Origin of the sequence: Arthrobacter sp. SD76 (assembly GCF_049726125.1) — a bacterium.
GTDB lineage: Bacteria > Actinomycetota > Actinomycetes > Actinomycetales > Micrococcaceae > Arthrobacter > Arthrobacter nitrophenolicus.
In genome coordinates, this window is record NZ_JBNBLR010000002.1 from 300,244 (window position 1) to 314,075 (window position 13,832).

The 13,832-nt window shown below is 63.6% G+C and carries 13 protein-coding genes and 2 pseudogenes; 4 read left to right on the forward strand and 11 right to left on the reverse strand.

Features of this window, described 5'->3' with window-relative positions:
- Positions 1-27 precede the first annotated feature (27 nt).
- Together ACPEE0_RS23275 and ACPEE0_RS23280 are read left to right on the forward strand one after the other, a co-directional pair.
- Complete coding sequence (locus ACPEE0_RS23275; protein WP_424575609.1) at positions 28-1,281, forward strand: M24 family metallopeptidase; 1,254 nt, start codon at positions 28-30, stop codon at positions 1,279-1,281.
- 646 nt (positions 1,282-1,927) lie between these two features.
- A complete protein-coding gene (locus tag ACPEE0_RS23280; RefSeq protein WP_424575610.1) occupies positions 1,928-2,311 on the forward strand; it encodes an IS3 family transposase in 384 nt (127 codons plus the stop codon).
- Positions 2,312-2,378: 67 nt separating this feature from the next.
- On the opposite strand, the gene ACPEE0_RS23285 is transcribed toward ACPEE0_RS23280, so the two are convergent.
- The 11 genes and pseudogenes from ACPEE0_RS23285 to ACPEE0_RS23335 form a co-directional block, all read right to left on the reverse strand.
- A complete protein-coding gene (locus ACPEE0_RS23285) occupies positions 2,379-2,912 on the reverse strand; it encodes a VOC family protein (protein ID WP_424575611.1) in 534 nt (177 codons plus the stop codon).
- Positions 2,819-3,877, reverse strand: coding sequence for an ABC transporter substrate-binding protein (locus tag ACPEE0_RS23290; RefSeq protein ID WP_424575612.1), 1,059 nt, complete (start codon positions 3,875-3,877; stop codon positions 2,819-2,821). The genes ACPEE0_RS23285 and ACPEE0_RS23290 overlap by 94 nt, the downstream gene beginning before the upstream one ends.
- Positions 3,813-4,496 carry an ABC transporter substrate-binding protein gene (locus ACPEE0_RS23295; protein WP_424575613.1) on the reverse strand — a complete coding sequence of 228 codons (684 nt, stop codon included), beginning with the start codon at positions 4,494-4,496 and terminating at the stop codon, positions 3,813-3,815. Before ACPEE0_RS23295 ends, ACPEE0_RS23290 begins: the two co-directional genes overlap by 65 nt.
- Positions 4,497-4,544: 48 nt before the next feature.
- Entirely contained in the window at positions 4,545-5,318 is a 774-nt protein-coding gene (locus ACPEE0_RS23300; RefSeq protein ID WP_424575614.1) for an ABC transporter ATP-binding protein, read from the reverse strand.
- A 71-nt stretch (positions 5,319-5,389) separates the two neighbouring features.
- A complete protein-coding gene (locus ACPEE0_RS23305) occupies positions 5,390-7,267 on the reverse strand; it encodes a dipeptide/oligopeptide/nickel ABC transporter permease/ATP-binding protein (protein WP_424575615.1) in 1,878 nt (625 codons plus the stop codon).
- Positions 7,260-8,249 (reverse strand): ABC transporter permease, encoded by a 990-nt coding sequence (locus tag ACPEE0_RS23310; RefSeq protein ID WP_424575616.1) that lies wholly within the window; start codon positions 8,247-8,249, stop codon positions 7,260-7,262. The genes ACPEE0_RS23305 and ACPEE0_RS23310 overlap by 8 nt, the downstream gene beginning before the upstream one ends.
- A gap of 3 nt (positions 8,250-8,252) precedes the next feature.
- Positions 8,253-9,134 (reverse strand): sugar phosphate isomerase/epimerase family protein, encoded by an 882-nt coding sequence (locus ACPEE0_RS23315; protein ID WP_424575617.1) that lies wholly within the window; start codon positions 9,132-9,134, stop codon positions 8,253-8,255.
- Positions 9,135-9,178: 44 nt separating this feature from the next.
- On the reverse strand, positions 9,179-9,559 hold the full coding sequence (locus ACPEE0_RS23320) for a GMC oxidoreductase (protein ID WP_424575643.1): 381 nt from the start codon (positions 9,557-9,559) through the stop codon (positions 9,179-9,181).
- Between the two features lie 284 nt (positions 9,560-9,843).
- A pseudogene (locus ACPEE0_RS23325) lies at positions 9,844-10,272 on the reverse strand (GMC family oxidoreductase N-terminal domain-containing protein); the annotation flags it as partial.
- Positions 10,273-10,427: 155 nt separating this feature from the next.
- Positions 10,428-10,616: pseudogene (locus ACPEE0_RS23330) on the reverse strand (NAD(P)-binding protein); the annotation flags it as partial.
- Positions 10,613-11,722 carry an LLM class flavin-dependent oxidoreductase gene (locus tag ACPEE0_RS23335; RefSeq protein WP_424575618.1) on the reverse strand — a complete coding sequence of 370 codons (1,110 nt, stop codon included), beginning with the start codon at positions 11,720-11,722 and terminating at the stop codon, positions 10,613-10,615. The gene ACPEE0_RS23335 and the pseudogene ACPEE0_RS23330, both read right to left, overlap by 4 nt.
- 163 nt (positions 11,723-11,885) lie before the next feature.
- Between ACPEE0_RS23335 and ACPEE0_RS23340 the strand changes: the two genes are divergently transcribed.
- Complete coding sequence (locus tag ACPEE0_RS23340; RefSeq protein ID WP_424575619.1) at positions 11,886-12,971, forward strand: M24 family metallopeptidase; 1,086 nt, start codon at positions 11,886-11,888, stop codon at positions 12,969-12,971.
- Positions 12,972-13,219: 248 nt separating this feature from the next.
- A complete protein-coding gene (locus tag ACPEE0_RS23345) occupies positions 13,220-13,678 on the forward strand; it encodes a glutathione peroxidase (protein WP_424575620.1) in 459 nt (152 codons plus the stop codon).
- Positions 13,679-13,832: the final 154 nt, after the last annotated feature.

The window sequence follows — 13,832 nt, forward strand, 5'->3', positions numbered from 1 at the left end:
GACTATACGATGCTCAAGGAGGAGCTTATGACTACAGTCGAGCTACCGGAACTATCCATCGCGGAGCGTGACCGGCGATGGCAGATCGCCCGAAGGTTCATGACGGATCACGACCTTTCGGCTATCTTGGTCACGGCAGCCGATGGCCCGTTCCGGATGCAGCCGTACTTCGCCAACACGTCGACGGGAACGATCCTGTTCCCTGCCGATTCCGATCCGGTGTGGCTCGGCTGGCTCTATGACGCGGGCCGCGTCTTTGAGAATGAGCGTCGGTCGATCGAGCCTTGGATCGCGGACACGCGGATTGGCTTCGATGCACTGGCCGAAGCCGCCCAAATCGCGCGTGAGCGCGGCCTGGAGGGCACCCGCGTCGGAGTCCTTGGTATCAGCTCGTCTGGTATTCCGATGGGTGGCGTGCTGCCCTACACAACGGGCAAGCACATGTTCGATGTGTTCGAGGGCTTCGAGCTGATCGACATTTCCAGCCAGTGGGGTTCGGCGATCATCGCGCGCAGTCCCGAAGAGCTGCAGTTCGTCCGCCATGCTGCGAAGGCGTGCGAGGACGCCACGGCTGCGCTCATCGAGGTCGCGCGTGAGGGCGTCCCAGAGAGCGAGCTGTACGCCGCGGTGATCAACACGTTTGCCAAGGCAGGCGCGCATGCCACAGAACCGCAGGTGCTTCTGACGGTCGAGCCTGCCACTATGGACTTCCTCGCCGGACCGCACTGGTTCTTCCCGCGTCGACAGCGGCGACTGCTGCAGCGGGGAGACGTCATCCAGGTGGAGATGTTCTGCTGGTTTGGCGGTCTCGACAGCCAGGGCCAGGTCACGATCGTGGTTGGCGAACCGGAGCCCGAGCAGGCCGAGCTTAATGAGGTCGCGCGACGAGCATACGAGGCCGGTGTTGCGCAGGTGCGCCCCGGCGCACGCTTCACTGATGTCTGGGAGGCGATGCGTCAGGTCATTCTTGACGCCGGCTGCTGGAGCGCGAGCCCGCTCGTGCACACTCTCTCCCCCGTGCTAAATGTAGGCGAACTGCATAGCGGCATGATGGATGCTGACATCGATGCACGCCTGAAGACTCCCGCGTTCGTTCCCGGCGACTTCGACCAGGACTGGATACTCGAAGAGGGCGTCACGCTCGCTATCGAGCCTTGCCCGGCCCGCGGATATCGCAAGGCCCTCGTCGGCGGCGCGGTGCTTGTAACGGCGGACGGAGCCGAGGAACTCAACGATTTGCCGACCCACGTGCATACGGTCGCCGCCGGAGTTCCCGCGTAACGACAGAACGACGAAGGGGGCGTCGAGGTCTGAACTGCTCCCCGGAAGTTGGACTGAGAAGTTCAGTTCCGACTCCCGGGGAGCAATTTTATGCGTCTATCCAGTTCATTGTCCGAGGACCAGCGCGAGGCGGCTGTAGCGTGTTTTGAGAAGGGCACCGCGGATAAGGCGACAACCAGCATGCTGGGCGTGGCCCCATCGCCGGTAGATCGTCTTTATCGGCGATGGAGGATCGATGGCCGGGGAGAACTAATGACTAAGCCGACAAGGCGCATACTTGTTTGGATCCAAGATCGCGTTGGTTGAGAACTTCGCCGCGGGCGAGACTGCCCAAGATCTCGCCTCAGAAGCGGTTTTATAGTCGCCCAAACTTCTCGAAACGTGGGCTCGGGCATGGTGCAGAGGGTCAAGGCTGACTTTCCACTCCCGGCACTGCTTCAGGTCTCGGGGCTTGCGAGGCCAACATTCTTCTACCATCAGGTCCGTCTCCAGACTCCGGGCCCCGGTCGGCGCTCGAAGCCAAGGCTATAGGAATCATCGAGCGGAACCAGAGCCGGTATGGTTACAGCTCCTACAAGGGTGATCAGTGAAAGGCTGCCCCGAACGTTCCAAGTCGGGAGTTTAAGAGCAATAGCCCCAACAAGAAGTGGGTGACAGACGTGACGGAATTCAGTTTCGGTGGCCAGAAGCTTTACCTCTCACCGATCATGAACCTATTCAGTCGGCAGATCGTCGCACCAGGGCTTCCAGTATCAACACACCACCTGGCGAAATCTACTCAAAAAAGGCCGGCGCAACTCAGTTCATGTCCCGCAAGGCCAACTGCTATGACAATGCGGTGATGGAGAACTTTTTCGGACACCTCAAGGAAGAGCTCTTCCACCATGTCCGGTTCATGAGCACCGATGCACTCACCACCGCCATGCACGAATACATCTCCTGGTACAACACCGAGAAGAATCTACACCAAGCTAAAGGGCCTGAGCCCGGTGCAATACCGTGCTCAGGCCGTCGCGGCTTAGGCTCTTAGGAAACCAGTCCAACAATTGGGGACCAGTTCAGGTCATGGGCCTCGACACCCCTCTGTCATTCGCGAGTTAGAGCCTGTGCAACACCACGATCTCGTTGCCCCAGGGGTCTCGCACCACCGCGCGACGCTCGTGCGGGCCATCTTGCGGCCCGAATACCACGGTGCCGCCGCTTGCGCGCACCCGCTCGACGGCCTCGTCCACGTTCCCGACGCGAAGGAAGGCAGCGGGACCGGTGGTGATTCGCTCCTCGGCCGCTGTCAGCGCTACAGTGCTGCCGCCAGCGTCCAGCGCGGCGAAACGGTCACCGTCAGCAAAGCGCGGTTCTACGCCGAACGCTTCGGCGAAGAATTCCACCGCAGCTGCAAGGTCATCAACCGGATAACCGACACCGGTTAGTCTCGTCTGGTCTTCGTCGTTGGTTGTAATCGTCTTCCCTGCCCTTCGGATGCGGATACGCCGTGAGCGGTGGAGACCGCTGACCGCGCCCTCCCACCGCCCGCCATGACTCAGTCGGCCAATTCCAGCCGCGATACGATGAGGGAGGCCCACGGTCCCAGCACGAAGGTGCCGGCGGAGTACGGGTCGTCTTCGCCGGGCCACCCGGTCACCTCGCGCGAACTCGTCTCCGACATCGCGTTCTGGTAGTAGATCGGCGCGATGGGCACCTCGTCGACCATGATCTGCTGGATGTCTTGCACTGCCTCGCGGCGCGCTTCGTCGGACTCCGCGGTGCGGTACTTCTGGAGCAGCGCGTCGGTCTCCGGGTCCTTCCAACGCCCGTAGTTGCCGCGCGTCTCGGTGCCGATCGGCGCGGCAAACGAGCTGTTCAGCAGGTTGTTATAAACGTTGCCCGGCATCGGGTCGAACTGCCCGCTGTTGCCGAACGCGACTTGGAAGTCACCCGTCTCACCACGAGAGGTCGCCTCCTCCTGCGGGACGAGCTCGAGGTTCACCGCGATACCGAGCTTCCCCAGCTGGTCCTTGATGACCTGCCCCTGCGTCACGTCCTGGGTGAAGCCGGACGACGACAGGATGCTGAAGCCGAACTGCTGACCTTCGGGGGTTAGGAGACGACCGTCAGAATCCTGCTCGTAGCCCGCTTCCTTGAACAACGCCAGGGCTTCGTCGAGGTCCTGCTCATACGCCAGGTCGGCGAACTCGGGGTCAAGCCAGCTCTCCATGTTGGGAAGGACCAGCCCCGTGGGGTGCGCCACCTTGGACGTTCCCTGGGTGGCCGCCTGCACGATCTGATCTCGATTCAGCGCCATGCTCAACGCCTTGCGGACGAGGGCATTATCGAAGGGCGCCTGGGTCGTGTTGAAGATCATGAAACTCGTCATGAACGAGGGGGTCCAGGCGACAAGGTGCTCGGGATCCGCCGACTCGAACTGCGCCGGGTCGCCGCTGATTCCGATCCAGTCGACATCGCCCTTCGTGAAGGCAAGAGTGGCGCTCTGATCCGAGTTGTACGACGTCAACCGCAGGTGGTCGACAACGGGCTTATCCTCCTGCCAGTAATCCTCGTTCCGGTCGAACAGGATGTTCGACGGGTCGAAGGACGCCACAGTGAAGGGACCGGTGCCCACCGGGTCGGGGGTTTGTGAAGGCCATCGGGTCTGCCTGGTTGGCCCACACGTGCTCGGGCACGATGTAGGTCGAGAAGATCGGGAGCTGCTGTGAGAATGAGTTGGAGGCGAAGTTCAACCGCACCTCGCTGTCGCTCAGGGCCTCGACCGAGTCGAACTGCACCTGCCGGAAGTTCATCCCGGGGTTGTTCTTGAGCAGGTTGAACGTGAACACGACGTCATTCGCGGTGAACGGTTTACCATCGGACCAGTTCACGCCCTCGCGCAGGGTGAAGGTTAGCGAGGTGTAGTCGTCGGACCACTTGTACTCCTTGGCCAACCACGGGTAGGTCTCGTCGGCGTTCAGTGCGTTGTACTGCACCAGTGGCTCGAAAACGAAGCCGGCGGCCATGATGACGGGAGTCGAGAAACCGTATGGGTTCCAATTCTCCTGCATCTGCCCGGCGGCACCGCCGATGTCGAGCGTGACGTTGCCGCTCTCTGGCTCAGCCGCCGGCGTACAGCCAGTCAGGGCGAGCGCCGCCGCCGTGACGGCAGCGGCGAGAACCGCGACGCGGCGACGACCTTGCCGCCGCGTACGAGGGTGATACATCTTCATATCGGGTACCTCTCTGTGTTGTGTGGGGTGCAGATCGGACGACCGCGGTCAGCGGCTGGGTGTCCGGTCAGGGTCGGGAGCGGATGAGATCAGGAGCTGGGTGTACTCGTGCTGAGGGTTGTCGACGACTGCGCGTGCAGAACCCTGCTCGACGACCTGTCCGCGGTACATCACGATGATGCGGTCGGCGAAGTAGCGCGCCGAGGCGATGTCGTGCGTGATGTACAGCAGGGCGAGCCCGTCCTGACCGCTCAGGTTGGCGATCAGGTTGAGGATTTCGAGACGGATCGAAACGTCGAGCATTGACACCGGCTCGTCGAGCAGGAGCACCTCGGGCCGCACCGCCAAAGCCGCCGCAATCGCAACTCGCTGGCGTTGGCCACCGGAAAGCTCGTGAGGCATCTTGTCGATGTATCTGTCGGCCGGCGTGAGCTGCACTCGCTCGAGGAGACGGCGCACCTCGGCGTCGGCATCCTGCTTGCTGACGACACCGTGGATGAGCAGCGGACGTGTCAGGTGGTAGCGCACCGAGTGCATCGGATTGAGCGAGCTGTACGGGTCCTGGAACACGATCTGCACACGCTTGCGGTATTCGCGCAGCTGACGTTTCGTCTTGGCCACCACGGGCGCGCCGTCCAGGACGATCTCACCCTCCGTTGGCTGCTCTAGGAGTGCAAGAAGCTTGGCCGCGGTCGACTTACCCGAGCCGCTTTCTCCGACGAGAGCGAGCACGGAGCCGGGCCGCAGTTCGAACGACACGTTCTGCACCGCACGGAGGTTGCGCTCTTCGCGCGTCTTGCCCTTCGCGCTGCGGCCCCGCAACTGGTACGTCTTAGACAGTCCTCGGGCTTCGAGCGACACGGGCCCACGGGGAGGAGGGACGGATTCTTGATTCATCGGGACACCTCTGCCTTAGAAAAATCTGCATCATCGGTGATGCCCGCACCGCGAGCTTCGCTGTGCAAGGTGGGGAAGGCCGTGAGCAACCTGCGGGTGTACTCCTGCTTCGGCTCGCGGTGGATCTGCTCGGCCGTTGCGATCTCGACAATGTCGCCTGACTTCATCACGGCGACCGTGTCGGAAATCTCCAGAACGAGCGCGAGATCGTGCGTGACGAAAATCACCGCGAAGCCGAGCTCGGTGCGAAGACGAAGCACCTCATCGAGCACCTCGCGCTGGACGACCACGTCGAGCGCTGTGGTCGGCTCGTCGAGGATTACGATCTGCGGCTCGAGGGCAAGCGCCATCGCGAGCATCACACGCTGGCGCATACCGCCCGACAGCTCGTGCTGATAGCTGCTCAGCCGGTCGGTGGGGATGCGCACGAGTTCGAGTAGTTCGATAGCGCGCTGGTGACGCTGCGCCGCGGTCATCTCGGGCCGGTGCGTCTCGAGGACGTCCGTCAATTGACTCTCGATGGTGACGACGGGGTTCATGGCGTTCATCGAGCTCTGGAAGACGATCGAGATCTCGCTCCAGCGCAGAGCCCGCAGGCTCTCGATGTCGAGTGTGAGGATGTCGACCGCAGCGTCGGACCGCGACGACTTGTAGACGACGGAGCCTGTGGTTACGCGCCCCGGCGGCCTCAACAGCCGGGTGACGGCGTGCGACAGCGTTGACTTGCCGGAGCCGCTTTCGCCCACGAGGCCGAGGATCTCACCGCGGTGCAGGGTGAGGTCGACGTGCTTGACCGCGTCGTGAGCGCTCTCGCCCTCACCGTAGGTCACCGTGAGGTTGCGGATCTTCAGCAGGGCGTCGTCGCCTTCGTCCGCATGCAGCGCGGCGGGTGCTGGCGCGATGGTGGCGGCCTCGCGGTGCTTGCGACGTCGGGTGCTGCGCAGACGAGGGTTGATGGCCTCGTCCAAGCTGAGGTTGATGAGGGCGAAGCACATGCCGAGCAGTGCGAGGCACAGCCCCGGCGGGACGTACCACCACCAGGCGCCGGTGGCGAAGGCGGATGCCGACTGCGCCCAGTACAGGATCTTGCCCCAGCTCCACGAGTTCGGGTCTCCGATGCCCAGGAAGTCCAGACCAGCGGCGGCGAGCAAACCGAAGAGCACAAGGAAAAGCGACACCGTCAGCAGGATGGCGCCGAGGTTCGGTACGATCTCGCAGAAAATGATGCGGAAGGTGCTCTCACCACGCGCCACCGCGGCGCGCACGAAGTCTCGGTTTCGCAGTGAGAGCGTCTGAGCACGCAGGAGACGGGCGCCGAACGCCCAGCCCGTGAGTCCGATCACGAGTACCGTACCGAGCCAGCCCACGCCGCGTAGCACGCTCGCTGCGAGAATCATGAGCGGGAACGCCGGGATCACAATGAAGACGTTCGTGACGAATCCGAGGATTTCGCCCCACCATCCGCCGAGGTAACCTGCGGTGACGCCGACGATGATCGAGATTGTCACCGCGATGGCGCCCGCCACCACGGCGACCAGCATCGACAGCTGGGCTCCGACGAGCAGCTGGGAGAGAATGTCCTGGCCCGACTGGGTCGTCCCCAGCCAGTGGGCCGCGGACGGTCCCTGCGAGAAGTCTAGGCTCGTGGATGAAGGATCGTACGGCGCGAGCAACGGCCCGAAGATCGCCATGAGCGCGAAAAACGCGAGCAGGACGACCGCGACGATGAGGCGCGGCGTGCGTGCGATACGCAGACCGCGGGGCCGGCGGCGCGCTGGTGCAGCAGCGGGGGCTGCAACCGCGACGCTGCCGTCGATCTCGATCTCGAGCTCACGGTTCTCCGGTGTGGACGTGTGGTTGTTGTTTTCAGGCATTGACGTGACGCGTCCTCGGGTCGAGCGCGACGTAGAGCACGTCGGCGAGCAGGTTGGCGGCAAGAACGGTGAGCGTAATGATCAGGAAGATTCCCTGCATCAGGGGGTAATCGCTCTGTTGGGTGGCGTCGAACATGATGTTCCCGATGCCCGGATAGGAGAAGACGACCTCTGTGACGACCGAGCCTCCGACGATCACACCCAGCGAGAGGGCGAATCCGGTCACCGTGGGCAGCAGGGCGTTGCGAGCCGCATAGCGCAGCATCACACGGCGGGCGGAGAGGCCCTTCGCCTCGGCGACGAGAACGTAGTCCTCCGACATCGTCGTGATCATCATGTTGCGCATGCCGAGCACTGGGCTCGCCAATGAACTGATGAGGATCGTGAATGCCGGGAGGGCCGCGTGCAGCAGGACGCTCGCGATGAATGGCCAGTTCCAGCCCGGCGTGGTGTCGAAGTCGTACCCGCCCGCGACCGGGAACCACCCGAGCGCGACGCTGAAAACGGTGAGCGCCATGAGTGCAGTCCAGAAGTACGGGATGGCGGAGAAGAAGGTGGTCACCGGGATGGCCAGCTCCCATCGGGTGGCCCGCTTGGCGGCGACGAGAACGCCGAGAAGGGTGCCGATGATAAAGCTCGCGATCGTGGCGACACCGACGAGGCCGAGCGACCACGGGAGCGCCTCGCTGATGACCGTGGACACCGGCGTGGGGTAGAAAGTGATCGACGTCCCCAGGTTTCCGGTGAGCAGCTGGCCCCAGTAGTGGATGTAATCCGTGAAGAGATTGCTGTCGGGGTTGAGGCCGAAAGCGCGGCGGATGTCGGCCACCATCTCGGGCGTCGCGCTTCCGGTCGCACCCAGTCGGGCGAGGACGCCCTCGACCGGGTCACCGGGGATCATGCGCGGCAGGAAGAAGTTGAGGGTGATCGCGGCCAGCGCTGTCAGGATGTAGAACCCGACCCTTCGTGCGATGAACTGCATCGTCTACACCTGCGCCTTCATGTCCTGTGCGCGGACGAAGGACACGCTGTCGGCGAGTGCGTCGAATGCGGAATCGCCCATCATCTCCAGTTCGAGGGTCCAGTAATCGAGCCTGTCGGTGGCTGCCAGGACGCTTGAAACGTCGACGGCGCCCCGACCGAGCGGCATGGACGGACGGCCGGGGCCCGAGCTCAGGTCGCCGAAGACACCGGGGCCGTCTTTCACGTGCACGAACCGAACCCGGTCGCCGAGGGCCTCGATCAGCTCCGCGGGCTGGCGACCGCCGATAAACGACCAGAAGATGTCCACCTCAGCGAAGATCTCGGGGTGGAGGCGGTCGAAGAACAGCTCGAGGGCACTGCGGCCATCGTAGACCGGCGCCACCTCGGTGAAGTGGTTGTGGTATCCGATCCGCATGCCTCGCGCCTTTGCCTTCTCCGCTGCGGTGTTGTAGCGATCGGCGGTGCGCGCCAGGACGTCGAAGTCGTGGAAGTCCTCGAATCCCGTGACGGCGACGAGATCGGTGTTGCCCAGCGCCTCCTGCTCGTCGAAGATGCGCTCGGCATCCGCGCCGTCGGGCAGGTACACGTGGCAGGCGCTCACGCCCAGTCCATGGGCGTCCAGGAGCTGCCGAAGTTCACCGGGCGCAAGCGGTTTGCGCGACGCCTGAGGCGTCATCGTCATCTCGAGCTCGATGCCCGGGGGCATGTACTTCGCAACTCCGTCGCGGATGGTCATCATCGCTTCCATCGGCATCCCGGTCATGAAGGAGGCCTCGACTGCGGTGAATCCGATCTCGGCGAGACGCGCGATCGTGCCCTCCGGGTCGGTATCCATCTGCGACTGGACGGAATGCAATTGCGCGGAAAGTGCGGGTTGGGTCATCTTCGTTCCTTCCAACTTCTTCGTTGGCCGAGCGCGCGCGGCGGTTAGTGAAGCGGATGTTGGGCGTGGATCGCCCGCGCCGTGTGCAGGGCGAGGGCGATCGTGGTCAAAGTGGGGTTGCACGAATTGCGCGCGCCCAGGATGCCGTTGCCGGCGAGGTACAGGTTGTTCCAGTCCCATACCCGGCACTCGGGGTCGGTCACTGAGGTCTTGCGGTCGCGGCCCATCCGGTGCGTACCCATGACGTGCAGGCTGCTGCCCCGCTCGCCGAGCATGATCGGACCGCCCAGGGGTTGCCGACGCTCTCGGCCGCGCGGTAGGCCACGCCGAGGGCCTGTCCGACGCGCGCTTTGTCGGCAGCGGAACTGCGAACGTGAGCCCGCACGAGCGGCAGCCCGAAGCCGTCGGTGCGCGAGGGGTCGAATGACAGGTGGTTCTCGAACGCGGGGTCGGTGCCGATGAGGATGCCGACGCCGATCTTGCGCTCGGCGTGGCCGTCGATGTCGACCCGCGACTGCGCAAACGTGTGCACGAACGCAACCTGGAACGCACGATCTTCGCTCACCGGCAGCACGATCGACGCGTTCGCCTCTGCGTCGCTCATGTCGGGTGCGGCCGACACGAGCGGGAAAGGCATGACGAAGGCGTTCAGGTGGTCGGTGAGATAGTGCCCGAGGGCGTCGGAGGTGATGGAAGAGGCCTGCAGCAGCTGCGGGGTGCCGATCGCACCGGCTGCGACGACTACGACTCGCGCACGCAGCGTGACCTGCGTCCCACCGGTCGCAATCGCCACCGCGCCGATCGCGCGGTCACCTTCGGTGAGGATCTCGCGAACGACGTGGTCGGCCAGAACCCGCAGAGATCCTGCTTCCGACGGCGCTTCGAGGAGCGTGTCGGCACCGGTGTAGTGGATGCGATCACCCCCTCCGTGGGCCGCGATGCGCATCGGTTGAGCAGCGTCGATCGCCGGGGGCGCACCAAACTCGCCCAGAGCTGACGCAGCAACCATCCGGTTAGCGGGCCGCGGCCGGCGGGGGAACCGGATTCGGTCAACTCGTCGACGGGCGTCGAGGCCACGAGGGCTTCGGCCTCGTCCAGGAGCGAACTCAGGGTGGATTCCGGCAGCGTGCCGTCCCATTCGGCGGTCAGATGCGGTCGCGGCACCATGCCAGCCCAGCGCGTGAGCAGACCACCCACGCCGTGATAGGCGCGCACACCGGTCAAACCTTCGATGGGGTCGCCCATTGCGTGCGGCGTAAGCTCGTCGGTGGTGACGAGCCGCTCGTCCTCAAGGTTGGAAACATGCCCGCCCGGAGTTGACGGGCCGGCGGGGCCCGCCTCGACCACCAGGACGTCGTGGCCGAGACGTCGGAGCTCGCCCGCCACTCCGGCGCCGCCCGCGCCGGAGCCGACCACTAAGATGTCGGTCTCGACGACCTGACCGTCGGTGGGGGCGACCAAGACGGACCGCGAGAGAGTCATGCCCAGTGCTCCGAGACCGAAACCGGGTCGGGCATGCGCTGAGGGTCGAGGTGCGGGAGCACCTCGTCGACGAAGAGATCGAACGACGCCTTCGATGCGGCGAGGTCTGAGGTCTGCCCCATGGTGGGCATCATCGAGCAGCGGATGTGGTGGATGTCAAGCTTCTCGAACTCGCGGATGCGCTCGATCACGACATCCGGCGTTCCGGCGATGTGCATGTTCTCGAAGACCGACAGCCTATCGATTCCGGGAGGGCCTGCCGGAGCGGCCGGTGCGGCGCCACCGCCGAGGCCGCCGGGCTTTCCGGGAGGGGCCACTGGAGCGTTGGCGCGCACGTTCTCCATGTACTCGTCGGCTTCGGCCTGAGTCTTGGTGACACGGACGAACTTGGACGGGGCGATCCAGCGTTCGAGCTCTTCGATGGTCTCGGCGCTGTGGCCCGACTTGGCGAGGGTGTCGCGGTACAGCGCGAGCTGACCCAGAGAGTTCTCGTCAAAGCCGAACGTGATCCCGAACATCACCGGCAGACCCAGCTCTGCGCACTCCACGATCGTCTCGTCGGTCGTAGTGGCCCGACCGAACAACGGGCGGTGCTTGCGGTATGACGTGGGCACGACCCGGCCCTTCAGCAGACCCTTGTCCCAATTCGTGGACACGTCCAGGGGCTCATCGCCCGCCTTACGGTCCCAGACCTTCAACATCACACGCATCCGCTCATCGACCATGTCGCGGCGGTCGGCCATGTCGATGCCGAATGCGCCCAACTCGGTAGGATCCGGCAGGCCCGTGGCCATACCCACAATGCAGCGACCCTTCGTGAGCACGTCCAGCACGTTGGCGTACTCAACCATCCGCAACGGGTGGTGGTACGGCGCCGACATGATCGCGATACCGAGGTAGGAGTTCTTCAGCTGCGGGGCAAGCCATGCGCCGAACATGAACGGGTCGGAGTACACGTTCGCGCCGCTGAAGTGGTGCTCGGTCACATACGCGACGGAGAAGCCCACGTCGTCTGCCCGCAGGATCTGGTTGACCGCTGCTTCCATGACCTCGCGGTCGGTGTCGGGTCCGCGGCTCGCGGGGTTTGAGAACAGGCCGATATACACGTCAACTCCTTTGTTTTGTGCTGTACTTTGCGGTAACGCAAGCGCTAGGTGACAATAGGTTGTCAACATCGCCTCAATAGTATTGAATCATATCGCATGATACAAAGCGATAACCGCAGAAAATTTTTGTATCATCCAGAATGATCACACTCAAGGAGGAGTAATGTCTAGAACCGCTGAGTTGCCCACACTCACCGTGGAAGAACGCGATCGCCGTTGGGCCGCCACACGGGAGCTACTCGCCCAACACGATCTCGCCGGGCGATTTATCGTCGGAGTCACGGGCCCCTTCGTCGCCCAGCCCTATATCGCGAACACCTCGGGGGGCACGGTTCTGTTCCTCGCCGACTCGGAGCCGGTATGGCTGGGTGGGGCGTTCGAGACCAGCCGCTTCTTCGAGGACCGGCGGCGCGGCGTCAAGCCGTGGATCGCCGACACCCGCTTCGTCGAGGACCCCTTCCGCACCATGGTTGAGATCGCAAAGGAGCGCGGACTGGGCGGTATGCGATTCGGTGTCCTCGGTCAAACCGAATTGCCGATCATGGTCGGTGGCTCAATGCCTCATGCTATGGGCGAACAATTTGTGCGCGCGGTCGCTGGAGAGTTCGAGCTCGTCGATGTCACCCGGGAATTTGGCACGCTTACTGTCGTACGCAGCGAGAACGAGTTGGAGTTGGTGCGACATGCGGCACGCGCCAACGAAGCCGCTGTTAAGGCGCTGTATGAAACGGTGAGAGTGGGTGCTAACGAGAGCGAGCTCTACGCGGCCGTGATTAACCAGCTGGCGCTTGCTGGCGCGCGAGCCACCGAGCCCCAGCTGCTTTTGACCGTGGAGCCTGCAGTTATGGACTTCATGGGAGGCCCGCACTGGTTCTTTCCCCAACGGCAGCGCCACCTGCTCGGCCCGGGTGACGTCGTGCAGGCCGAGATATTCTGCTGGTACGGCGGTCTCGACAGTCAGGCGCAGACGACCATCACGATCGGCGAGCCACACGAGGAGCAGCGGATCTTGGGGGACGTCGCCCGGCGAGCGTACGAGGCTGCCCTGGCCGAGATCAAGCCGGGTGTGCGTTTTGTGCAGGTCTGGGAGGCCATGCGCGCAGTAATCCTCGAGGCCGGATGCTGGTCAGCGAGCCCCCTCCTGCATACCCTCTCCCCGTTTACTACGTCGGGGAACTTCACTGGGGATGGCGGACGACCCGGACGTACCCGCCGAGCTCAAGACTCCCGCCTTCGTCCCCGGCAATAGCGACCCCGAGTTCGTGCTCCAGGAAGGCGTGACGCTCGCGGTCGAACCCTGCGCTGCTCGCGGGTCGCGCAAGGCTCTCGTGGGCGGTGCCGTGCTCGTCACCGCAAACGGGTATGAAGAACTGAACAGCCTGTCGACGCGGCAACTATCTGTGCAATGAATTTCGGCGGGGCGGCGCTCTGACCGCCCCGCTCATGCACCGATGACACGGCGCAACGACACCTCTCCCCACGATAAGGAACCCGATTTTGAGCATTTACAACATCCCCATCTCGTCGATGGATGGCACCACGACGACACTCATGCCATATCGCGACCGCGTGCTGCTCGTCGTGAATGTTGCGTCACAATGCGGGCTCACGCCGCAGTACAAAACTCTCGAATCGCTGCACAAAACGTTTGAAGACCGGGGGCTCAGCGTGCTCGGGTTTCCAAGCAACCAATTCGAGCAGGAACCGGGCACGGACGATGAAATTTTCGATTTTTGCTCGAAGAACTACGGCGTCTCGTTTCCGATTTTTTCGAAGGTGAGTATAAACGGCGAAGACGAACACCCGCTTTATGCGGCTCTGAAGGCCGCCGCTGCCGCCGGTCGTACCCCCGAGCCAATCAGCTGGAACTTCGAGAAATTCGTGGTCGCCCCCGGGGCAAGGTCACACGATTCGGCCCCGGAACTGCACCCGATGCGCCCGAAATCACGACGCTGATTGAATCGCTTTTGCCCGGCTAAATCCACCGCATCGAGCGTCGTTAGAGCCGCGAGGCTCGCCCAGGAAACCATTTTTCGAGGGTATCGCTACGACAACGGCTCGCCGGGTCATATGACTCCTTCGAGTTCGCGAAGGACCGCCAGGCCTCAGC

Excerpts from the sequence above, each read along its gene's own strand:
- ACPEE0_RS23275 (WP_424575609.1), top strand. The coding sequence starts at position 28 with ATGACTACAGTCGAGCTACCGGAACTATCCATCGCGGAGCGTGACCGG.
- ACPEE0_RS23295 (WP_424575613.1), bottom strand. The coding sequence starts at position 4,496 with ATGAAGATGTATCACCCTCGTACGCGGCGGCAAGGTCGTCGCCGCGTC.
- ACPEE0_RS23305 (WP_424575615.1), bottom strand. The coding sequence starts at position 7,267 with ATGCCTGAAAACAACAACCACACGTCCACACCGGAGAACCGTGAGCTC.
- ACPEE0_RS23310 (WP_424575616.1), bottom strand. The coding sequence starts at position 8,249 with ATGCAGTTCATCGCACGAAGGGTCGGGTTCTACATCCTGACAGCGCTG.
- ACPEE0_RS23315 (WP_424575617.1), bottom strand. The coding sequence starts at position 9,134 with ATGACCCAACCCGCACTTTCCGCGCAATTGCATTCCGTCCAGTCGCAG.
- ACPEE0_RS23340 (WP_424575619.1), top strand. The coding sequence starts at position 11,886 with ATGTCTAGAACCGCTGAGTTGCCCACACTCACCGTGGAAGAACGCGAT.